The sequence below is a fragment of the Flavobacterium tagetis genome (assembly GCF_016735615.1).
Taxonomy (GTDB): domain Bacteria; phylum Bacteroidota; class Bacteroidia; order Flavobacteriales; family Flavobacteriaceae; genus Flavobacterium; species Flavobacterium tagetis.
Genome location: NZ_JAERSF010000001.1, coordinates 1,397,439 through 1,420,342, shown reverse-complemented (window position 1 = coordinate 1,420,342; position 22,904 = coordinate 1,397,439). Strand labels below are relative to the sequence as shown.

Below are 22,904 nucleotides of genomic sequence, written 5' to 3'. Positions count from 1 at the left end.
CATAGTTTATTGAAAACCTATAAAAGGCGTTTCACTTGCATAAATTCACATAGCTTTTCTATGTGTTAGAAACTTGTTTCTTTTTGCTTTCTTTTTCACAAACAAGAACCTATGTTTCTATGTGTTTAAATATTTTTCTCGCAGATCTAGCAGATTTTTAATTTTGAATTCTCAATTTTTAATCCTTTTAATCTGTGTAATCTGTGGCTATTTTTTTTGCCACTAATTACACAAATTAACACCAATTCAATTCGTGGAAATTCGTGCAATTAGTGGCTAACTTTTATTTAATCCACTCCGTTTTAAAAGTGGTTTTTCCGTTTAATGGATTTGCTGATACCTCGAAATTGTTTCCGTTTTTGTTCACTTTTATTTCTTGTACGGCATCGCCTTCTGGTAAAAATACTTTGGCTGTTGCCGAAGTCGTTTTGTCGCTTGCGTAAACTTTTAATGTCAATTTACTCCAATCCATATCCTTTGTAGACTGCGCTAAACCTATGTGTGGAATTGCAGTTCCGTCTTTTACTAAAACTATAATTGGCACTTCCCCTGCTTTGATTTTATGCCAGCCCGATTGGTACACTTTTTTAGTTTGGTAATCGATCCAAGTTCCTTCTGGAAGATAAACATCTCTTTCTTCAACCTCTTCAAAAAGTGGTGCAACCAACATACTTGAACCAAATAGATATTGATTGTCAACTAACCAAGCTCCTGGATCGTTTGGATATTCTACAAAAAGAGCACGCATCATTGGCAATCCTTTTTCTGAACTTTCTTTAGCTTGAGCGTAGATATATGGCATTAATTCGTAACGCATATTATCAGCTTTTCTAAATCCTTCTAAGAATTCTTTGCTGTACAACCAAGGTTCGCGAGGCGGTTCTCCGTGGCTTCTTACGTGCGAAGTAAACATTCCGAATGGTGTCCATCTTCTGTAAATATTTTCAGGAGATTTAGTAGCAAATCCTCCAACATCGTGACTCCAAAAACTGAATCCGCTTAATCCTAATGAAAGTCCGCCGCGTAATTCTGCCGACATTGCTCCATTTGTAGTTTCAGAATCTCCTCCCCAATGTAAAGGATAACGCTGTGAACCTGCCCAAGTACTTCTAGCCCAGATTAAAGTATATCCTTTTTCTTTTTGAGTAATTTCTGCAACTGCTTTGTTGTATCTCAATGGATATAAATTATGCTCATAGAAACCTGTTCTTCCAGAATGGTAAATTCCGTCTGGCGGTGCTGCTTCTCCAAAATCTACTTTGAAAACCGCAACGCCTTCATCAAATAACTTTTTCAATTTACCTTGGTACCAAGAAATCGTTTCAGGGTTTGAGAAATCCAGAACAGCATCTTCGTAAGGAAGATTTCCTTTTCTGTCTCTTACCGCCAAGTTTTTATCCATAATTTCTGGAAACAAAGTGTTCTTTGGCGTGAAATATGGTAATTGCCAAAGACAAACCTGAAAACCATCTTTCTTTAAATCGGCCATCATTTTTGTTGCGTCTGGGAAACGAGATTTTGCAAACTCGTAGTTATTTCTCCAATCTACATCAAACCAACCTGTGTCAAAGTGAATAACATCAGTCGGGATTTTGTATTTACGTAAATCTCTTGCTACGTCTCTTCCTTCTTTTTCAGAGAAATACGTAATACGGCTCATCCAGAAACCGAACGACCAAAGTGGAGGCATTGCCGCTTTTCCTGTCAGATTCGTGTATTGATCTAAAATGTCTTTTGGTTCTCCAATGAAGAAAAATAAATCGGCTTCGTCGTCTCCAATGTACATTTCGTTGGCACTTGAAAAGTATTTTCCAAAGTCCACTGTAATTGGTGTTGAATGATGCATGAAAACTCCATAACCACGACTGCTCATGTAAAACGGAATTGGTTTATACATGGTTTCGTTTTGGATTCCGTTTGCATCATCTGTCCATAAAACTACTTTTGAACCGCGTTTGTTGAATTGTGTAAATGATTCTCCACAACCAAATATTTTTTCGTCTGGTTCTAAACTAAAAGCTGCGCCCATACTTCTTGAGTAATCGCTGTTTCTGCGAACGTAAGAAAATGGAAGTGTTGGTGTATACGTGTTTTTAAAGTCAGTATCGTGAAGTGTGCTTGTCAGCAGTTTTCCTTTTTCATCATAGATTTTTACGTGCCAAGGTTTTACTAATATTTCAACTCTTCCGTGTTTGCTTGTGTAACTATGACCGCCTTCAATTTTAGCATATTTCCATAATTCAGGGTGATTTGGCGCAACGCCGTCAATCAACATTAAAGATTCCTTTTGTGGATGAAACTGTGGTCCAGAAGTCGTTTTGATTCTAACTGTTCTATCTGAAACAAACTGAATTTCGAATGGCAAAACTGGAGATTCAGCATATTCTGTTGTTGGAAATTCGTTTGCTTTTTCTACATCTGGTTTCATCATCATGTTGTTGAAAGCCTGACGTGTTTTATAATTGTATCTCAAATATTTGATGGTTCCTTTTCCTGTTGCAGGATCAAAAGAAGCTAGTTCGTCTGCAAAATAAAAAATATTCAGATAGTTCTGAAAATCTTTGCTAATATCTATTGGTGCATTCAGTACGTCTGCATTTTGGATTTGTGCAGTTGCATTTGGAACTGCTAAAAATCCAAACATAAAAGCAGAAAATAGTGCGGTTAATTTTGAGTTTTTCATTGGTTACTTTTTATTTTTTTGCCACAGATTAAAAGAATTCGAAAGGATTTTCTTTTTTCTTTTCTCTCGCAGATTTAGGAGATCATACAGATTTAAATCTTTTTAATCCTTTTAATCTGTGGCTATATTTAAAAATTTATTCTGTTGTAATTACAATTGTAGCTTGTTTTAGCCCATTCGCTTTAGCGGTTAATTCTAATCTTCCAGATTGATCTCCAGACTGAACAATTACCAGACATTTTCCTGCCAAAGCCGTATGTTTATTTCCTTTGTACGATTCGTGGCTTACAGGATCTCCACTACAAACACCTACAATTTTTCCGTTTCCTTTTAAAAAGAAATTAATCTCGTTATTCGCGTTTGGTACAATCGTTCCTTTATCATCTAAAATATCAACCGTGATAAATGACAAATCGTTTTTGTCTGCTTTGATGGTACTTCTATCAGCAGTTAATTTTAATTGAGATGGATTTCCTGCTGTTTTGATTTCTCTTTCTAAAACTACTTTTCCATCTTTATGAGAAACTGCTTTTAAGGTTCCAGCTTCAAAAGGAATTCTCCACATTACGTGCAGATCGTCTCCTTTTTTACTTCTCTTTCCAACCGATTTTCCGTTTACAAAAAGTTCAACCTCATCGGCTTTATTATAGTATGCCCAAACATCAACTGTTTGTCCGGCTTTCCAGTTCCAATGCGGGAAAATGTGCAAAACCGTTTTGTTTGTCCATTCACTTTGGTACATATAATACACGTCTTTCGGGAAACCGGCTAAATCGACAATTCCGAAATAAGAACTTACCGATGGCCATTCGTAAGGCGTTGGTTCTCCGATGTAATCGAAACCTGTCCAAACGTACATTCCTGCCAAGAAATCATGTTTTTTGATAATTTTCCAAGTTGCTTCGTGTGTAGACCCCCACGGAGTTTGAACTTGATCGTAAGCTGAAACCGTATTTCCAGGATTTCCTTCTGTAAATTTAAGATCCCATCTTACCGGCCATTTTTTGATCGTATCTGAAACGGCATCATAATACCCTCTTGTCTGTAAACCTGAAGTCGTTTCAGTTGCAATAAAAGGTGTATTTGGGAAATTCTTTAGATGATGTTCGAATGTTTGATGCGCGTAATTGTATCCGATTAAATCTAAAACACCAGATCCTGCAAGTGGATTAATCGATACATCTTTTTTCTCAAATTGTAAGGTCACGGCATCAATATTCATGTTCACTGGCGGATTCATTCCTGCAGTCAACGGACGCGTTTTATCATATTGACGAGTAATCGCAGCCAATTCTTTAGCAATTTCAACACCTGTTTCGCTCCATTGTTCTGGAATTTCATTTCCAATACTCCACATAAAAATACTGGCATGATTTCGGTCACGTAACAATTGATCAATTAGATCTTGTTTGTGCCATTTGTCCCAATCGTTTCCGTAATCGTATTTGGTTTTGGTTTGTTTCCACATATCAAAAGCTTCATCCATGACAATGAACCCCATTTTGTCGCAAAGCTCTAAAAGTTCTGGAGCAGGCGGATTATGAGAAGTTCTAATTCCGTTTACACCCATTTCTTTCAAAATCTCTAACTGACGTTCGATTGCACGAGTATTGATCGCAGACCCTAACGGTCCTAAATCGTGATGCATACAAACTCCTTTTATTTTGACTTGTTTTCCATTCAAAATAAAACCTTTATTCAAATCGAATTTGAAATCTCTGATTCCGAAAGTGGTTTTGTATTGATCGATGATTTTATCGTCAAGCGAAATTTCGGTAACTGCTGTGTACAATTCTGGCTTTTCATCTGACCATAAAATCGGATTTTCAACTTCTGCCGCTTGGTTCAGAATTTGATTTTCGTTGGCGTTGATTGTTATATCTTGAGTAACCGACGTTACTTTTTTATCATCTTTAAAAATAGTAGTCTTTACAGTTGCTTTTTTACCTTCTTTGTATTGATTTTTTATTGTTGTTTCAATACTTATAGAAGCCTTTTCAGCCGTAACTTTTGGAGTTGTAATATAGGTTCCCCATTGTCCCACATGAAGTTTATCTGTAGTTTCGATCCAGACATTTCTAAAAATTCCTGAACCTGAATACCAGCGTGAATTTGGTTGTTTCGAATTGTCAACCTTAACAATTATTTCGTTGTTTTTGTCTCCGTAATTTAAGTATGGAGAAATTTCATATTGAAAACCAATATATCCGTTTGGACGTTTTCCTAAATAATGCCCGTTTACCCAAACTTCGCTGTTTCGATAAACGCCGTCAAAAGTGATTGAAGTGATTTTTGTGCTGTCTTCTGCAACTACTTTGAATGTTTTTTTGTACCAGCCCAAACCTCCATTTAGAGATCCTCCGCCATAACCACCAGGACTTTTTTCATCAAATTTTCCTTCAATGCTCCAATCATGTGGAACATCTAAAGTCCTCCATTTTGTTGAAGCTCCAATTGTATCTTTATCAATAATGCTATCGTTAAGATGAAAGCTCCAATCTGCATTAAAAGAAACTTTTCGGTTTACAAATGCATCTTGTTTTTTAGAACAGGAATTCAAGAAAAAAACTCCAGCTGCAATTGCCCATAAACTTATGTTTTTTATGTTTTTTCTAATATGCATAGGTACTTTTATTTTTTTGGAATTTGAAGATAGAAATAAAAAACGGTTTCATTTATTTCCTCATAAAATAATTTAAGTCTCAGTCTTAAAGAACATTACAAAATGCTTTTAGGACTGAGACTTCAAAACTAACTAACTTACGATTTCGGCTTGTAGTGGAATACAATTAGACAAACTCCTTCACCAGTTCTACTTTGGTCACGCACTACTGCTAATCTTAAAGATGTTGCTGTAAGCTCAACCACTTTTACGCTGATCCAGTTACTGCAGTCTCCATAATAGTCTCCACCGTAAAGCATCTGTACTCCACCATTAAAAACTAATTTGTTATTTGCAATATCAAATGAATATGTTCCTTTTTTTGTAGTTTGATTGTTGTTTGCAATCGCTGTCTGAGTAACCGATGTATTGTAATTTCCATTTAAATCAAAATACATTTGACCCCAATCTTTATTAGCCATTACCCAAGAGTTGCTTGCATAATCTGGAAGCCAGCTCCAGTTATCTCCAGATGTAGCTGGGTAGTCTAAACCAGCCCATCCAACTGGATCTGTAAAATCTAAAACCCAAGTTTTTCCGTCAACACCATTTGTTAGCATTTGCCATTTTGGATCTCTAAAATACGTTTCGTCATTTTCGGCAATATCAACCACAACCGGAGCAGCTTCTACAGAACCTCCTCTTGTATAAGCGGTGTAATAAATAGTATACTTTCCGGCAAAAGGCAGAATTACTTGATCGCTGCTTTTGTTAGAATGTCCTAATTCATTTCCTGCTGCATCTACATATTTCCAAAATGGAATAACAGTCGGATCATCACTTTTAAAATTCACAAGATTTTTGTTTGTAGCATCTTGCGTGATAGAAAACTTAAGTGTTTCTGGTGTCAAAGTAACTGCTGGAAGGCTTTCGCGATCCTCAATTGCCTCACAAGAAAATAACAGCGAACCAATTGTAACAGCTGCTATTAAAATATATAATATACGTTTCATAGTCATTTTGTTTTGAATTAATTCCAACCTGGATTTTGAGTTATTGTACCATTTGAAAGAATGATCTGAGATTGCGGTAATGGCAACCAACCTTGAGTCTCTGTTCTAAAAGTAACTGCAAACTGAGAACCACCAGTGGTGTTATCAATAGCGGCTTTCATTGCAGGCATTCCTTGTCTGATTAAGTCAAAATAACGAAGTCCTTCAAGAGCCAATTCTAATTGACGCTCTTTCATGATATTTTCGATACTAGCCGTTTTTCTGTGAGTAGTATTTTTAAAAGCACGGTCACGTACTCTGTCAAAATCTGCTTGTGCTAAAGCTGGGTTAGAAGATAAATTCAATTCAGCAGCCATTAACAACACATCAGAGAAACGAATAATCGCATAATCTTGGTAGTTGTCAATTTGGAAATTTCCTCCGTTTGCCTCTACAACAGCTGTTCCTGCTGCGTTTGTAATTGGGCAATATTTTTTCCAAGAATATCCTGTGTACTGACGTTGTTCTCTAGCTTGTGCATCAAAATTCAAACCTTCACCTGCATAATCAATAAATGAAGCTGCTTTTCTAGTATCACCTGCTTCGTAAGAATCTACCAACTTAGGATTCACTGTTGCTCCTCCCCATCCTGTTGCATATTTTCCAATTGAACCTCCACGTGGCGCAATGTTTACTTGGAAACGGTTTCCTTCATGAAGATCCCAGTTTCCTTTTCCTGAACCGTTAAAACGTACCGCCCAAACCATTTCTGTATTATCTTCTCCAGCAAAATTTTCGAAAGAAGCTGCCAACCAAAGATTAGCAAAATCAGCCACCAAACCATGTCCGCTATTATTTACTGCATCGTTAATATAAGCAGTTGCTTCAGCTTTAGAAACAACACCAGCTAAATCTGCTTTACCATATGTTCCTGTATAGAATAAGAATGTTCTAGCCAAATAAGCTTCAGCAGCCCATTTTGTAATACGTCCGTAATTAGCATTTCCTGCTTGTGAATAGTTCTCTGGACCTAAGTTGTCTGCAGCAAATTTTAAATCGCTTGCAATTAAAGCGTAAGTAACTTCTGGAGCTTGTCTTGGCAACTCGAACTCGCTTGTTGTTACCGTATGATCAAGAGGAATAATATCTCCAAACATTTTAGCTGCTGTAAAATGGAAATGCGCTCTTAAGAAACGTGCTTCAGCTTCGTAACGAGTTTTCAAAGCTGTATCAGATCCCCAGTTTACTTTATCGATATTTTCTAATAAAATATTAGCTCTGTAAATTCCTAAATAAGCATTAGCCCAAACATCTTTGTTCATGTCTTTGTCTGAAACATATAGGAAACGGTCCCATTCAATATCCGCTTGAGCATCGGCAATACCGTAACCTCCAAAACAATCATCAGAAGCTTGTTCACTAATTAATAAAGGTCCGCCGTAAGCCTCGCGCTGTAAAACATCGTAAATTGCTACAAGACCTTCAAAAGCATCAGAAGGTGTTTTATAAAAATTCTCTGTTACCTTATCTGTATATGGTTCGTTTTCCAAGAAATCCTGCGAGCAAGCACCTAAAGTAAGTAAGCTTGAAAGCGCAAATAATTTTATATATCTTTTCATGATTTTCAAATTTTAAAAGTTAACATTCAGACCCATCAAATAGGTTCTTGGCTGAGGATAGTATCCAACATCTATACCCTTAGCCCAAGACTGATTTACGTTTCCGAAACCAATTTCTGGATCCATTCCTTTGTACTTTGTGAATGTATAAAGGTTATTTCCTGCAACATACAATCTGAATTTACTGAAGAAGCTAAGTTTTGTTGTCAACTTCGTTAAATCACATCCGATTGTAGCATTTTTAATTCTGAAGAAATCTGAATCTTGAATATATAAATCTGAGAATTTAGTATAGTTTCCGTTTGCATCAGTTCCGTAAGTTACTCTTGGAATTCTGTTAGAAGTTCCTTCAGTTGTCCATCTTCCTAACACATCTGTAGTGTTGTTTGTGTAAGCACGTGTGTAATCGTGAACTCCAAAAACGTTTTGTCCTCCAGCGATACCGTAAGTATTAATAGAGAAATCAAATGCTTTGTATGACAATTCTAAATTAACACCATAGTTAATATCTGGGTTTGGATCGCCAATTTGTGTTTTATCGTTTGCATCAATTTTTCCGTCATTATTTAAATCTACGAAACGAACGTCTCCTGGCTGTGCATTTGGCTGAACACCTGCTGCAACTTCAGTAGCATTTTGGAAAATTCCGTCTGTTTTTAATCCGTAGAAATAACCCATTGGTTTTCCAACCTCAACACGGTTCATCTCGTCTAAACCTTGGAACAATACGTTTGATTCTCCATGAATGATTCCTTCATTGTTAGCAATTTTCAACACTTCGTTTTGGTTACGAGAAAGGTTTGCATTGATGGCAAAATTCCAATCTTTTCCAAAACGTGTACGGTAAGACAAACCAATTTCAAAACCTTTGTTGCTTACGTCACCACCATTAATGTAAGGTGCAGTTGCTCCAGCATAAGTTGGTATAGATGCCAATACTAACCAATCTTTTGTTTTCTTGTCATAGTAATCAAAAGTTAGAGTAAAGTTGGTAAACAATGTAGCATCAAAACCTAAATCTAACTGCTCAGAAGTTTCCCATTTTAAGTTACGGTTTGCCAATTGATCTGGGCTTGAACCTACTAAAAGAGTTTCGTCGCCAGTTCCGAAATGATATGTTTTATCTGTAGAATTTACAGTTGACATATAAGCAAATCTTCTTGCAAATTGGTCGTTACCATTTTGTCCCCAGCTTGCTCTTAATTTGAAAGTATTTAAAACTTTGTTTTCTTTGAAGAAAGCTTCTTTATCTAAATTCCATCCTGCAGAGAACGATGGGAAAATAGCATATTTGTTATCTGGACCAAATTCTGATGAACCGTCACGACGAACTGTTGCAGAGAATAAGTATTTATTGTTGTAATCGTACAATAAACGTCCGAAGTAAGACTGAATTGCGTAATCTTTACGATTTCCTTTTACCACATTTGATGTCGGATCTTTTGCATTATCTAAATAAGCATGTTCGAAATCATCAAAAATTAAGTTTCTTCCTTGCCCTTCCATGTAATCAGAAGTATTCTTTTTAGCAGAAGTACCTACTAATACATCAAAATTATGAGCATCGGCAATGTTGAATTTGTATTGAAGTGTATTCTCAAAAATCCATCCTAAAGATTTTGTAGCACTTTGAGTTACGCTAGAAACTGTATTATTATCATTTGAAGAAAGCGAATAAACTGGTCTGAAAGAACGGTAATTGCTATCTGTCATATCAACACCATAACTAGTTCTGAAAGTAAAGTTTTTTGCAAATTTCAATTCAGCAAAAATATTACCTACATAACGATTTGTTTTAGTCTGATTGAAGTTGTTGTAGTACAAAGATCCAACTGGATTGCTGATGTCTTGAGAAATAATAGAATGTGCAAAATCTCCATTTTCGTCATAAGTCTCATCAATTGGAGCAGCATTTAAGAAACTTCTAATTGCATTGCTGTAAATACCATCATCGGCAACACCGCTAGATTTGATGTTTGATAAAGTGAAGTTTTCACCAATTTTCAAATATCCCTTAATTACTTCAGAAGTAGAGTTTACTGTAAAAGTTACACGATCGTATTGAGATTGGTTAGTAGATCCTCCAATCATACCTTCTTGTCCGTAGTAAGATAAACCAGTTGCAATAGTAGATTTTTCGTCACCTCCAGTAATCAAAAGAGAGTGGTTTTGTTTCATTGCACCTTCATTAAACAAATCTTTTTGCCAGTCGTGATCAGGAAATGAAGCAATTTGATCTTTTGTGTATAATGGAGCATATCCAGAATTTACACGAGCTTCGTTCATGATTGTTGTATATTCCTGTGTATTCATCAAATCCAGTTTTTTAGCAATCTGCTGAAACCCTGTATAAGAACTGAAAGACACATTCATTTTACCGTCTTTTCCCTTTTTAGTTGTAACCAAGATAACTCCGTTTGCTGCTCTTGCTCCGTAGATAGAAGCTGCCGAAGCATCTTTTAAAACGTCAACCCTTTCAATCACAGATGGATCAAGATATCCAATTCCGTTATCTACTACTACACCGTCAACTACATAAAGCGGATCGCTGTTTCCTGCTGTACCTGCTCCACGAATATTTACCACCATATTCGCTCCTGGCTGTCCAGAAGATGAAGTTACAGAAACCCCAGAAGCTTGACCTTGTAAAGCATTTACAACATCAAGACTCGCAACCTGCTGAATGTCTTTTCCAGACACCAAAGAAGTTGCTGCAGTATTTACTTTCTTCTTTTGAGTACCGTAACCGATTACTACAATTTCTTTAAGTTCTGCAGTTTCTGGCTGTAAAACCGCATTGATTACTTTTTGAGTTCCAACCGTAACATTCTGCGATTTGAAACCTACAAAAGTGATTACTAAAACATCTCCCGTTTTAGCCTCAACTTTATATTTTCCGTCAAAATCGGTAACAGTACTCGATTTTGTTCCCTGTACTTGTACAGTTGCTCCTGGAACTCCAAATCCGTCTTCGGAAGAGGTAATTGTCCCACTTACAGTTTTGGATTCTTGAGCAAATCCAAACTGCATCATAAATACGCTAAGCAGCACCGCCATAAAATATGGAAGCTTTGTTGTTTTAATACAATTTTTGCTTTTCATAATAAGAATTGATTAAGTTTAAGTTATAGTTAGTGTTTTTTACCCTAGGAGAAATCCGGAAAAACTTCCCAAGTAGGTCATGCCAAAAATGAGGGCCTGAATCTCATTTCTAACATTTAGTACTTGCAGACTATAAACAACTTCAAAATCAATTCTTTTGGCAGAATTTGATGATGGTAATCTCATCAAAAAGCTATTCAAATCAATTTTTATAAAAAACATTTGTGGTAAGTTTAAGTTAAGTGTAAGTTTGTTCTTTTTTTGCTTATGGTCAATTTGAATTTATCTTATGGTAAATTTGACTACAAGTGTAAAACAAATTTTCTATATTAACAAAATATTAGGGTTATTTTTTTTCGATTCTGATTAATCCTAATTCATTTTTATTAATGTTGTAAAATCTTAATCAGAATTGAAATAAAAAATATAGAAAAACCAACGTTTTATAAAATTGACAATCAGTCGTTTAAGAATTGCTTTAAAAAAGACGCTTTTTTAGCACATTTTTAAATAGCTGATTATCAAAAATTTGTTTCGTTAAAAAAAATATAAGACCTTCAAAAAGGTTAATAATGATTTTATTTATTTAATTTGTCAAAATTTATCTCATATATGGTTGAAAATGTAGACGACAAAACTGCTCTAAAAAATGAAAACAGCGCGATGAATGCCATCACGATTGACTGTGTTATTTTTGGTTTTGATAAGGGTAGTCTTGAAGTGCTTTTGGTGCAACATGCCGAAGGTATCAGTAAAGGAAAATGGGGACTTCCGGGTGGATGGATTTATAAAAAGGAAAGTACCGACAATGCGGCTCACCGTTTATTGAATGAGCTTACAGGTCTTGATAATATTTATCTAGAACAGCTGAAAGCATTTGGAGATCCAGATCGTTTTCCGCTACGACGCGTTATTACAATCGGATATTATGCATTAGTAAAAAGAGAAGATTATAACATTAAAGCAGGTTTTACAGCTTCTGATGCTCAATGGTATAAAATCAATGAAATTCCAGATTTGATTTACGATCATAATGAAATTTTAGATTACAGTATAAAACATCTAAGAAATAAAGTTCGCCAGACCCCAATTGGTTTTAATTTACTGCCAGAAAAATTTACGCTATTACAATTAATGCATTTGTATGGAGAAATTTTAGGAATCGAAATGGACAAACCTAACTTTAGAAGAAAAATTCTTCACATGAAACTTTTGGTCGCATTAGACGAAAAACAGCAAGATGTATCGCATAGAGCGGCTCAATTATACAAGTTTGATCCAGAAATCTATGAAAAACTAACTGAAAAAGGATTCAATTTTGAGTTCTAATTTTCAACACAAATTAATAACACGACAACAATAAATTGACTGAAATAACTACTAACCACCACAAACCAGCCGTAGACGGAATCACAATAGACTGTGTTTTCTTCGGATTTAACAAAGAGAGTCTTGAAGTTCTCTTGGTTCAGCACGCTCAAGGAGAAAGTAAAGGCAAATGGGGTTTACTTGGCGGATGGCTTCAAATAGATGAAAGTGCTGATAATGCCGCACAGCGTATTTTACAGGAACTTACTGGTCTTGAAGATATTTATTTAGAACAGCTGAAGGCATTTACAAATCCGCAACGTGTTTTAGAAAGACGTGTTGTGACGATTGGTTATTATACTTTAGTCAATAGAGAAGATTATAATATTAAAGCCAGTTTGCGAGTTATCGAAGCAAAATGGTATAAAATAAAAGATATTCCTGAGCTAATTTTTGATCACAACGAAATTCTCGATTTCAGTTTAGCACAACTAAGAAACCGTGTTCGTCAGGCGCCAATTGGATTTAATCTTCTTCCTGAAAAATTTACTTTATTACAGCTGATGCATTTGTATGAAGAAATTCTTGGAATCGAATTGGATAAGTCGAATTTTAGAAGAAAAGTGCTTCACATGAAACTGCTTACCGCATTGGATGAAAAGCAAAAAGATGTCTCGCATAGAGCAGCCAAACTTTACAAATTTGACCCTGAAATGTACAAGAAATTAACAGAAAAAGGATTTAATTTTGAATTTTAATCCCGATTTTAATTCTTTCTTATCAACTATCGATCATCAAGATTCCAGAATCCAAAACTTTGCGCTATCTTTGCGCCTTAATAACATGCTTTATAGCAATTGCTTTAGCCTGTTTTATACCCAAAAATACTTAAACTCGTTTTAGAGAACTGATATATACAAATGAAGAAGATACGTAACTTTTGCATTATTGCACACATTGACCACGGTAAAAGTACATTGGCGGACAGATTACTAGGCGCAACACAGACCGTTACAGCTCGTGAAGAAAAAGCACAATTGCTTGACAACATGGATCTGGAGCGCGAGCGTGGAATTACCATTAAGAGTCATGCCATCCAAATGGAATACAAATACAAAGGCGAAGAATATATCTTAAACTTAATTGATACTCCTGGGCACGTTGACTTTTCATACGAAGTTTCAAGATCTATTGCTGCCTGCGAAGGTGCACTTTTGATTGTTGATGCTGCTCAAAGTATTCAAGCACAAACGATTTCAAACTTATATTTAGCACTTGAAAATGACTTGGAAATTATTCCAGTTTTAAACAAAGTCGATTTGCCAAGTGCAAACCCAGAAGAAGTAAGTGATGATATTATTGATTTATTAGGATGTAAATTAGAAGATATTATTCATGCTTCTGGAAAAACTGGTTTTGGTGTTGAGAATATTCTTGCTGCCATTATCGAAAAAATTCCTGCTCCAAAAGGAAATCCAGAAGAGCCATTGCAAGCTTTGATTTTTGACTCGGTTTACAACCCGTTTCGCGGAATTGAGGTAATCTTTAGAGTTGTAAATGGTGAAATCAAAAAAGGCCAGAAAATTAAATTTATGGCTACAGACAACGAATATTTTGCTGACGAAATTGGAACTTTAAAACTTAATCAGGTTCCTAAAAATGTAGTTTCGGCAGGAGATGTTGGATATTTGATTTCTGGAATTAAAGAAGCTCGCGAAGTAAAAGTTGGTGATACGATTACAGATGCAAAAGTTCCAACAACAAATATGGTTGCTGGTTTTGAGGATGTAAAACCAATGGTATTCGCAGGTATTTATCCTGTAGATACAGAAGACTATGAAGACTTGCGTTCTTCTATGGAAAAATTACAACTGAATGATGCTTCATTAGTTTTTACTCCTGAAAGTTCTGCCGCATTAGGATTTGGTTTCCGTTGCGGATTCTTAGGAATGCTTCACATGGAAATTATCCAAGAACGTTTAGAGCGAGAGTTTGATATGACTGTAATTACAACAGTTCCTAACGTTTCGTATTTGGCTTATACTAAAAAAGAGCCAGAAAAAGCTATTGTTGTAAACAACCCATCAGACTTGCCAGAGCCTTCAAAATTGGATCGAGTTGAAGAGCCATTTATTAAAGCTACGATCATTACAAAATCTGACTTTGTTGGAAACGTAATGAGTTTATGTATCGAAAAACGTGGTTTAATTACCAACCAAACATATTTAACAACAGAGCGTGTTGAATTGAATTTTGATATGCCTTTGGCGGAAATTGTATTCGATTTCTATGATCGTTTGAAAACAGTTTCTAAAGGTTACGCTTCTTTCGATTATTCTCCTATCGGAATGCGTACCTCTAAATTAGTTAAACTTGACGTTCTTTTGAATGCTCAAACTGTTGACGCACTTTCTGCATTGATCCACGAAGATAATGCTTACAACATCGGTAAAAAAATGACCGAGAAATTACGCGAGTTAATTCCAAGACAGCAATTCGACATTCCGATTCAAGCTGCAATTGGAGCAAAAATTATTGCTCGTGAAACTATTAAAGCACTTCGTAAAGACGTTACTGCAAAATGTTACGGTGGAGATATTTCGCGTAAGCGTAAACTTCTTGAAAAACAGAAAAAAGGTAAAAAACGTATGCGTCAAGTAGGAAACGTAGAGATTCCTCAAGAAGCATTTATGGCTGTTTTGAAATTGAATGACTAGTTCTTTTTAGATAAAAGAGTAAAGAACCAAGAATATAGATTAGACCCGATGACTTATGTTGTCGGGTTTTTTATTTTATATTTTATGAAGTATTTTAAAATCATTAATCTTTGTTTGCATTTTTCAATTTAGATATTACATATTTTACCAGAATTGCTGGTCCAAAAGAAATAGCTGTTGCGATTATAATCCTAATTAAATCTGATCCTACATTATACAAACAAGACCAATATACAAATGGCATCATAACAGCCCCAATAACAAACCCTGCAATCCCAAGTACTCGTTGCTTTGGAAATCCAAAATAACCTGATAAAAAGGCTATTGCAACTGGAATTAAAGTTAAATACATATTGTTTTCTCCCAGCACTGTATTAAAGACAGACACTATTATCATAATCCCTCGAAAGCCTTCCTTTTTATCTCTTGTTTCTTTTTCTTCTTTTATTTCTTTCAGAAGCTCATCTTTAAACCCAAGTACGACATTACTAACTAACAAATCTGCAATATCAGGATGATATCCCATCCTTATTAAAGTTTTTATTTCATACTCGCTGTCAAAAGTACCATTCCGCATTCTGTTTCTTAACTCTACTATTTGATCAATTGTTAATTTATTATGCATTTATGAATCTTTTTAAGTTAGCCAAAAATATCAAAAAACGATAATCAATTGCTATTTGCTGTTAAGGTATTCTCATGTTTATCCTATTACTAGTTTTGCAAATTCTAAATTTTCTTGTTTAAAATAAGCATATCTAGATGCAAAACAAAACAAGTAAAAACCTACAAATTAGTTTAATTATTAACTTAATCGCTTGTTTTTTAACGCTTTTAGATAAATTTAAAGTTAATTTTAAGATAAAATTGTATTTTTAATCTTACAACTTTAAAAATAAAAGATTATGAAAACCAAATTATCTGTTATTCTAGCGTTATTTACATTTTACTTTGCAAGTGCTCAGCAAGATCAAGTTGATGCAGAAATGAACACTGCAAAAGGTATCACTTTCAGTCATGGTGATATGTTTATTGAAGGTGCAATACAAATTAGTACGGGAGGTGATCAAGACTATTATGCTTTTAATCCCAAATTTGGATATTTTCTTAATGATAAATTTGCCGTTGGGGGACAATTGAGTTATTCTAGCAATAAAGTTGAAGCAACCGATGAAAAAACTAATATTTTTGGAATCGGTGGTTTCGCAAGATATTATGTATTGGAACTCGATAAAAAACGATTCAAAGCTTATGGAGAAGTAGGTTTAGGATATGGCAGAAATAAATACGAAAGTCCAATTACTGGCACAGATGATAGCAATAGTCTAACAGCCAATATCAATGTTGGTTTAAATTACTTCTTAACTAAAAACATTGCAGTTACTTTTACTCTTGCTAATTTATTATCATACAACAGTGTTTCTCCAGAAAACGGTCCATCTTCAGATACTTTCCAATTAAACATCAACTTATTTGAAAACATCTTCGATCAACCAAAATTCGGATTATTGTTTAGATTTTAATTCGTTTTAACGATTTACACATAAAAGCTGTTCTAGTTTAGAACAGCTTTTTTTATTCTTAAAACACCAAACCTTTGTAACTTTGAACCTCTAACCTTTTAACCTAAAAAAGAAAAATGCTCGACGAAAGCCCAAAACGATTTGACCGAATTGTAGCTATTCTTATTCAATTACAATCTAAAAAAATTGTAAAAGCACAAGAATTGGCCGATCGTTTTGAATGCAGTTTAAGGACAATTTATAGAGACATTAGAACTCTTGAAGCGTCTGGCGTTCCTATTTATAGTGAAGCTGGAGTTGGTTACGCGTTGATGGATGGTTATCGACTTCCGCCAGTTATGTTTACTCGCGAAGAAGTGAGCAGTTTTATTGCGGCAGAAAAGCTAATGCAAAAGTTTACCGATCCTTCCTTGGGAACACATTATGCATCGGCGATGTATAAACTGAAATCGGTTTTAAGAAGCAACGACAAAGATTATCTTTCGAACATCGAATCTAGAATTGTCATGCAAGATGCAGAACCGATGTTTAACGATAATTCGCCAAATACTTTGGCGGTTCTTTTTGAAGGTATTGCAGAGAAAAAACAAATTCTTCTGACCTATAAAACTTTTGATAAAGACGAAACTACTGAACGTAATTTGGAGCCTGTAGGAGTTTTTCACGACAACAATAATTGGTATTTTCTGGGATATTGCCACCTTAGAAAAGATTACCGTCAGTTTAGAACCGACAGAATTCAGGGAATTAAAAAAACAGATGTTGATTTTACAATCGAACACGATGCTCTGGAAACCTATTTAACTAAAACGGAAACCTGTCCAACAACAAAAGTTAGGATTTTAATTGACCGAAAAATAGCGAGATATTTAGCAACTGAGAGAAAATATCATGGTTTTATTTCGCAAAAAGATGTTGGCGAAAAAATCGAAATGACTTTTATGTCCAGAGATATCGATAATGCTTTTCCGAGATGGTTTCTTATGTTTGGAGATTATGCCGAAATTCTGGAACCCGAAACATTAAAGACCAACGTTCTGAAATTGTTAGAAATCAATAAGCAACGACTTTTATAGAAAAAACTCCTGATAGAATTATCTACAGGAGTTTTTCATTTATTTCTGTTTTACCACATTATAAAAATTGTAATCGGTGTTGGAAGCATCTGTAATTCCGATGTTTCTTCCCATAGTTACAATTTGTCCTCGGTGATAAGTTCCGTGATTGATAACCTGGATCAGATAATCTGAAACAGGCAATTCGCATTCAAACCAGGGATTTGTAATTTTAACTTCTTTCATCAAATCTTCCTCTGACAATGAATTGATAAGATGTTTCAATCTTGTAGATGAATTGAGCAATCCTTGAAATATTTCTTCTTTTGACAATTCATTTTCTGGCTTCTTTTCTGCCATTTCATTTTCAGAAATTACAGAAAACCAATATTCTTCTGTAGACCAGATATGGTCTAGCGTTTTCATAATGGTTGGAAAACTCGATTGAACTTCTGCATAAAGCAATTCATCAGCTTTTGGCGAAAGCCAGTTTACAAACTGTTGGTTTACCCATAAATTGTAATCTGCAAAATTGGACATTATCTTTTTTAAACTCATAGTCTTAATTTTAGATTTCTGATATTAAGTTAGTAAAATTTTACGAATTATCTTTCCCAGAAAAATGGCGGTTCGATATTTAATGCTCTTAAATACACATAAGCTTGTCCACGGTGGTGTACTTCATTATCGATAAAATATAAGATATTCTGAATTACGGGAAATTCATATTGCCCAAAAAGATTAAAGGTCTCGCTAAAATCTTCAACTGATAATTGTTCCCAATATTTATTGATTTCTTCTGTAGCTTCATCCCATTTTTCAAGATATTGCGCTTTGAAAATTAGTTTTTCAGTTCCTTCTGAGAATGGTGCAGTTTCTTTCGTTACAATTCCTTTTAGGCCTGGAACTGCAATAGCCAAAAGCTCATCTACTAATTTTGAAAAAGTTCTCATTCCGCCAATTGAAAATTCGAAGAAATCTTTCTCTGGAAAAATCTCAATCAAACGACGTGTAAGTGCTCTGTGCCCTTGCCAATGTTTCAATAAATCTTCTGAAGTAATAACTTGTGCTTCTAATGTTTTCATGGTTTTAAAGTTTAAATATTTTTAATACTTCAAAAGTAAAATGGGCTGGTGACAACTGTTTGTCAGCAGCAAAAAAAATATTTTAAAAATTATTATTTAGCACATTTTAGACGCACAAAAGTGCATTTAACACATCGGAAATCTACACCCAATTTATACATAAGAGAGACGCACTGCAGTGCGTCTTTACAGAATAAAAAAACTTAGAACCTTAGCATCTCAGAATCTTAGCATCTTTAAAAAAATCCTTTGTACCTTTGCACCTTAATAACTTTGGAACTTAACAGAAATGATTGAAGATAAAAATCAGCAGAGAACTAGTATAGCTCAATTAGGCGAATTCGGTTTAATTGATCATTTAACCAAAAACTTTGATGTTACACAAGAGTCTACTTTAAAAAGTATTGGCGATGATGCTGCCGTTCTTGATTTTAAAGACAAAAAGGTAGTAGTTTCGACCGATTTATTAATTGAAGGAGTTCATTTCGATTTAGCTTACATGCCTTTGAAGCATTTAGGATATAAAGCGGTTGTAGTAAATGTTTCTGACATTTGTGCAATGAATGCAAAACCGACTCAGATTACAGTTTCGGTTGCAGTCTCAAATCGTTTTCCTTTGGAAGCTTTAGAAGAATTATTTGCAGGAATTACTCACGCTGCAAAAGAATACAAAGTTGATGTTATTGGAGGAGACACAACCTCATCTCAAAAAGGTTTAATTATTAGTATTACTGCAATTGGCGAAGCCGACGAAAATGAATTGGTTTACAGAAATGGAGCTCAAAAAACTGATTTATTAGTTGTAACAGGTGATCTTGGAGCTGCTTATATGGGATTGCAGGTTTTGGAACGCGAAAAACAAGTTTTCCAAGTTAACCCAAACAATCAGCCAGATTTAGATCCTTATACTTATTTGGTAGAGCGCCAATTGAAACCTGAAGCACGAAAAGATGTTCGCACCTTACTTCATGCTTTAGATATAAAACCAACCGCAATGATCGACATTTCAGACGGATTGTCTTCTGAAATTATTCATATCTGCAAACAATCTAAAGTAGGTTGTAATCTATATGAAGATAAATTGCCATTAGATCCTCAGTTTATTTCTACTTGCGAAGAATTTAATATCGACAGTACAACGGTTGCCATAAATGGTGGGGAAGATTATGAACTTTTATTTACAATTGATATTAATGATTTCGACAAAATAAAAGGAAATCCGAATTTCTCTGTTATTGGACATATGGCGGAAGAGAATGAAGGAATCCACCTTATAACCCGCGCCAACACAAAAATTGCTTTAAAAGCCCGCGGATGGGATGCCTTGACAGAATAAATTTTTAGAAATTCCAATAAAAAATTCCAAATTCCAATGACTTCATATAATCTTGGAATTTGGAATTTTTTATTTGGCTTTTTTTATTGGAATTTGGAATTTCAACATTGGAATTTTCCTCTCTAAAAAAGCCCTTTGCTTTTTGCTTCTTTAATTAAATCGCGATCAGAACCGCTTTTTATTTTTAATAATTCCATCAAATGCTTTTTTCGTTTCACTATAGCATTTAAGGAAATCGGAATATTCTCTAGCATTTCATGAATTGGAGTTCCTTTATCCAAATGAATTAATATCTGTTTATCGTACTGATCAATCTCGATTGCATTATGCGTAGATTGATTAAGCATCTTTACTACCGACTGGCTGTAATATTTTTCATTTTTCATTACTTTATCAAAAGCCAAAAGCAATTCGTCAAAAGTAAGGTCATTTTTAATAATCAATCCGTTTGGCTGAATTGTCCTGATAATTGTTTTAATTTTCAGTAATTCCGTATACATCGTCAAAAGAATAATCTTGCACGATGGCATTTTTTTTAGAAGTAGCATCGCTAGATCTTCGCCCGAAAAAATCTCTTTTTCTTCGTAAGGAGGCATACTGATATCCAAAAAAGCAATATCAAACTCTGGCGTGTTATCGTTTTTTATTATATCATAACCTGATCTGCAATCGTGTGCCTGCGAAATTGAAAAATCATACTTCTTAGGATTATAACGGGTTATAGCATTTTTGTATCCTTCAATAATAAACGGATGGTCGTCTACTATTAAGATATTCTTTTTAACTAATTGCGAAACTGAGGCTGTTAAATCAAATGTCATTATGCAGGTTATTATTTGGGTCTAATGGGACTTTTATAGTGAGAATTGTTCCTTCTCCTTTGGCAGATTTTATCGTAACTGTACCCTTACATTCTTTTGCTCTATATTCAATATTATTAAGACCAATTCCGTTTTTAGTCTTATTGGTATTAAATCCAATTCCGTCATCTTCGATGGTTAAAACTAGATTATCATCTTCATTTTTAAACTCTACTCTAATAATATCAGCCTTGGCGTATTTATTACAATTCTGAAGTCCTTCTTGAACAATTCTATACAAATTGATTTTTTCAATATTACTTATCAAATCCCATTTTATCTCAGAATCAAAAGTCGTAATCAATTTTGAACTGTAAGTATTTCTCTGATCTTCAAATAGTTTACTCAAAATAGAAACAAAATTATTAATTAATTCTGATTTTTCTCTATTTAAGTCATGTGAAATTTCTCGAATATCCTGCTCAACATTTTTCAATTCGGTAAGATACTTTTTTCTTTTAGAAACAGCTTCGACCTCATCTAATTTATCCAAACTATCCAAACTTATTCGAATACCAAACATACGGCCCAAAACACCATCGTGTAATTCTTGTGCAACTCTTTTCTTTTCTTTTATTCGAGTAAGCTCAATTTCATTTTGCTGCGAAATCATCAAATTATAAATGTCTTCATTTGCAACCTGTTGTTGCTGTTTAAAAAGCAGCTCGCGGTTTCTGGCTTGCTGTGTTTTGTAAACATAAAAAAACAACCCGAGCAATGTACAAATACTAAATACATAAACCAAAGTTTTATTTTTTTCTTGGAGATTAGAATTTTGATCTTTTATTTCGTTGGTTTCGTACTCGATACGTGAGAATTTTTCTCCCATCTTGCGCTCTGATTTCTTGAGCTTCTCATTAATTTCAATATATTCTTTAGAATATACTGACGCATTTTTTGGATCAACTGAAGTAATTTGCTTTAAAGATTCCAATAAACTTGTAGGAGATTCGGTAGAACGAGATAATTCTACTGCTTCTTTTGAGAATTTCAAAGCCTTAACAGAATCTTTTTTAAATGCAAAATATTCTGATAGGTGTATTTTGTTCAAAATAACTCCTGAGGTTAAACCAAGACTGTCTCTTATTTTCAGAGCCTTATAAAATTGTTCTGGAAGCCCGTCAGACTCTCCCATTCTAAGTTTTGCATAAGCGAGATTATCCAAAAGCATTGCATACAACTTGACATCCCCCTCATATAAATTATCTTGTATTAATCCTTCATGAAAATAATACTTGGCTTTTTTGTAATCTTTCATTCCTAAGTAGACAAAACCAATATTATTTAAAGAAGTTGCCTCCAAGTGTAGCTCTGCAGGAATCGATTTGTCTTTTAATATTTCCAATGCTTTGTTATGAAACTCTAAAGCTTTATTATACTCTTCTCTATCATTATAAAGTATCCCTAAAGTGTTATAACAATCGTATAACTGACTACTTACATTTTTTAATTTTTTTAAAATACTTAAAGCTTTAAAAATGGTAACCTCACTTTCAAAAAGAGCATCTTCCTGATACTGAAGATTTGCTTTACTAGAGTATGTTTTTGCAAGATTTAATTCATCATTTATACGGATATAAATTTTCTCAGCTGCATAATAATTCATATATGCACTGTCAGAAATAGACTTTAAGAGATAATAATCTCCTAAATAAGTATATGCTTTTGCTAAATTAACCGAATCCTTACTTTTTTCCGATCTATCCAAAATTAGATATGAAGTGCTCCTGTAGGAATCCCAATCATTCATGTTGTAATATCTGTTGGCTATTTTGAAAAGATTTACCTTATTCAGAGAATCATCTTTTTGGCCAAGAATAATATTCAAAGCTTTTTTATTATAGGACTGTTTTTCGTTATAAGAAAAGTTAATGTCGCTGGCTAACGAAAGATATATTGATAGACTATCTGTTTGAACATCACCATGGTCATCAACACTCTTCTTTTTGGAACATCCAAAAAGAAGAATAAAAATTGAAGTAAGTATTAAGCAATTATTTTTCAATAGCCCTTTTGAATTTA

The 22,904-nt window shown here is 34.4% G+C and carries 16 protein-coding genes; 6 read left to right on the top strand and 10 right to left on the bottom strand.

Going from position 1 to position 22,904, the window contains the following annotated elements:
- Window positions 1-283 precede the first annotated feature (283 nt).
- The 5 genes from JI750_RS06085 to JI750_RS06065 form a co-directional block, all read right to left on the bottom strand.
- Window positions 284-2,683, bottom strand: a complete 2,400-nt coding sequence (locus tag JI750_RS06085; protein ID WP_201999403.1) for a glycoside hydrolase family 31 protein — start codon at window positions 2,681-2,683, stop codon at window positions 284-286.
- A gap of 136 nt (window positions 2,684-2,819) precedes the next feature.
- On the bottom strand, window positions 2,820-5,306 hold the full coding sequence (locus JI750_RS06080; protein WP_201999402.1) for a glycoside hydrolase family 2 TIM barrel-domain containing protein: 2,487 nt from the start codon (window positions 5,304-5,306) through the stop codon (window positions 2,820-2,822).
- 137 nt (window positions 5,307-5,443) lie between these two features.
- Complete coding sequence (locus JI750_RS06075) at window positions 5,444-6,298, bottom strand: hypothetical protein (RefSeq protein ID WP_201999401.1); 855 nt, start codon at window positions 6,296-6,298, stop codon at window positions 5,444-5,446.
- A gap of 17 nt (window positions 6,299-6,315) precedes the next feature.
- On the bottom strand, window positions 6,316-7,896 hold the full coding sequence (locus JI750_RS06070; RefSeq protein ID WP_201999400.1) for a RagB/SusD family nutrient uptake outer membrane protein: 1,581 nt from the start codon (window positions 7,894-7,896) through the stop codon (window positions 6,316-6,318).
- A 12-nt stretch (window positions 7,897-7,908) separates the two neighbouring features.
- Complete coding sequence (locus JI750_RS06065) at window positions 7,909-10,998, bottom strand: SusC/RagA family TonB-linked outer membrane protein (RefSeq protein WP_201999399.1); 3,090 nt, start codon at window positions 10,996-10,998, stop codon at window positions 7,909-7,911.
- A gap of 612 nt (window positions 10,999-11,610) precedes the next feature.
- On the opposite strand from JI750_RS06065, the gene JI750_RS06060 reads away from it, so the two are divergent.
- The 3 genes from JI750_RS06060 (at window position 11,611) to lepA (ending at window position 15,023) form a co-directional block, all read left to right on the top strand.
- Window positions 11,611-12,327, top strand: a complete 717-nt coding sequence (locus tag JI750_RS06060) for an NUDIX hydrolase (RefSeq protein WP_201999398.1) — start codon at window positions 11,611-11,613, stop codon at window positions 12,325-12,327.
- A gap of 35 nt (window positions 12,328-12,362) precedes the next feature.
- On the top strand, window positions 12,363-13,064 hold the full coding sequence (locus JI750_RS06055) for an NUDIX hydrolase (RefSeq protein ID WP_201999397.1): 702 nt from the start codon (window positions 12,363-12,365) through the stop codon (window positions 13,062-13,064).
- 162 nt (window positions 13,065-13,226) lie between these two features.
- Window positions 13,227-15,023, top strand: coding sequence for a translation elongation factor 4 (gene lepA, locus JI750_RS06050; protein WP_111377572.1), 1,797 nt, complete (start codon window positions 13,227-13,229; stop codon window positions 15,021-15,023).
- Between the two features lie 103 nt (window positions 15,024-15,126).
- On the opposite strand, the gene JI750_RS06045 is transcribed toward lepA, so the two are convergent.
- Window positions 15,127-15,648: a hypothetical protein gene (locus JI750_RS06045; protein WP_201999396.1), complete on the bottom strand. Its 522-nt coding sequence runs from the start codon at window positions 15,646-15,648 to the stop codon at window positions 15,127-15,129.
- Window positions 15,649-15,928: 280 nt separating this feature from the next.
- On the opposite strand from JI750_RS06045, the gene JI750_RS06040 reads away from it, so the two are divergent.
- Window positions 15,929-16,546 carry an outer membrane beta-barrel protein gene (locus JI750_RS06040; RefSeq protein WP_201999395.1) on the top strand — a complete coding sequence of 206 codons (618 nt, stop codon included), beginning with the start codon at window positions 15,929-15,931 and terminating at the stop codon, window positions 16,544-16,546.
- 116 nt (window positions 16,547-16,662) lie between these two features.
- Complete coding sequence (locus tag JI750_RS06035) at window positions 16,663-17,622, top strand: helix-turn-helix transcriptional regulator (RefSeq protein WP_201999394.1); 960 nt, start codon at window positions 16,663-16,665, stop codon at window positions 17,620-17,622.
- A 39-nt stretch (window positions 17,623-17,661) separates the two neighbouring features.
- Here the strand turns inward: JI750_RS06035 and JI750_RS06030 are convergent, their stop codons facing one another.
- Together JI750_RS06030 and JI750_RS06025 are read right to left on the bottom strand one after the other, a co-directional pair.
- Window positions 17,662-18,159: a DinB family protein gene (locus JI750_RS06030; RefSeq protein ID WP_201999393.1), complete on the bottom strand. Its 498-nt coding sequence runs from the start codon at window positions 18,157-18,159 to the stop codon at window positions 17,662-17,664.
- A 47-nt stretch (window positions 18,160-18,206) separates the two neighbouring features.
- The gene (locus tag JI750_RS06025; RefSeq protein ID WP_201999392.1) at window positions 18,207-18,686 is read right to left on the bottom strand and encodes a DinB family protein; all 480 of its coding nucleotides are present in this window, start codon (window positions 18,684-18,686) and stop codon (window positions 18,207-18,209) included.
- Between the two features lie 289 nt (window positions 18,687-18,975).
- Here JI750_RS06025 and thiL point away from each other — a divergent pair, with 289 nt between their 5' ends.
- Window positions 18,976-20,022, top strand: coding sequence for a thiamine-phosphate kinase (gene thiL / locus JI750_RS06020; protein WP_201999391.1), 1,047 nt, complete (start codon window positions 18,976-18,978; stop codon window positions 20,020-20,022).
- A gap of 122 nt (window positions 20,023-20,144) precedes the next feature.
- On the opposite strand, the gene JI750_RS06015 is transcribed toward thiL, so the two are convergent.
- Window positions 20,145-20,843, bottom strand: coding sequence for a response regulator (locus JI750_RS06015; protein ID WP_201999390.1), 699 nt, complete (start codon window positions 20,841-20,843; stop codon window positions 20,145-20,147).
- Window positions 20,833-22,887: a tetratricopeptide repeat-containing sensor histidine kinase gene (locus JI750_RS06010; protein ID WP_236672979.1), complete on the bottom strand. Its 2,055-nt coding sequence runs from the start codon at window positions 22,885-22,887 to the stop codon at window positions 20,833-20,835. The genes JI750_RS06015 and JI750_RS06010 overlap by 11 nt, the downstream gene beginning before the upstream one ends.
- Window positions 22,888-22,904: the final 17 nt, after the last annotated feature.

Bases quoted from the DNA above. Each gene is read 5' to 3' on its own strand.
- JI750_RS06085 (WP_201999403.1), bottom strand. From the start codon at position 2,683: ATGAAAAACTCAAAATTAACCGCACTATTTTCTGCTTTTATGTTTGGA.
- JI750_RS06080 (WP_201999402.1), bottom strand. From the start codon at position 5,306: ATGCATATTAGAAAAAACATAAAAAACATAAGTTTATGGGCAATTGCA.
- JI750_RS06075 (WP_201999401.1), bottom strand. From the start codon at position 6,298: ATGAAACGTATATTATATATTTTAATAGCAGCTGTTACAATTGGTTCG.
- JI750_RS06070 (WP_201999400.1), bottom strand. From the start codon at position 7,896: ATGAAAAGATATATAAAATTATTTGCGCTTTCAAGCTTACTTACTTTA.
- JI750_RS06065 (WP_201999399.1), bottom strand. From the start codon at position 10,998: ATGAAAAGCAAAAATTGTATTAAAACAACAAAGCTTCCATATTTTATG.
- JI750_RS06060 (WP_201999398.1), top strand. From the start codon at position 11,611: ATGGTTGAAAATGTAGACGACAAAACTGCTCTAAAAAATGAAAACAGC.
- lepA (WP_111377572.1), top strand. From the start codon at position 13,227: ATGAAGAAGATACGTAACTTTTGCATTATTGCACACATTGACCACGGT.
- JI750_RS06045 (WP_201999396.1), bottom strand. From the start codon at position 15,648: ATGCATAATAAATTAACAATTGATCAAATAGTAGAGTTAAGAAACAGA.
- JI750_RS06040 (WP_201999395.1), top strand. From the start codon at position 15,929: ATGAAAACCAAATTATCTGTTATTCTAGCGTTATTTACATTTTACTTT.
- JI750_RS06035 (WP_201999394.1), top strand. From the start codon at position 16,663: ATGCTCGACGAAAGCCCAAAACGATTTGACCGAATTGTAGCTATTCTT.
- JI750_RS06030 (WP_201999393.1), bottom strand. From the start codon at position 18,159: ATGAGTTTAAAAAAGATAATGTCCAATTTTGCAGATTACAATTTATGG.
- JI750_RS06025 (WP_201999392.1), bottom strand. From the start codon at position 18,686: ATGAAAACATTAGAAGCACAAGTTATTACTTCAGAAGATTTATTGAAA.
- thiL (WP_201999391.1), top strand. From the start codon at position 18,976: ATGATTGAAGATAAAAATCAGCAGAGAACTAGTATAGCTCAATTAGGC.
- JI750_RS06015 (WP_201999390.1), bottom strand. From the start codon at position 20,843: ATGACATTTGATTTAACAGCCTCAGTTTCGCAATTAGTTAAAAAGAAT.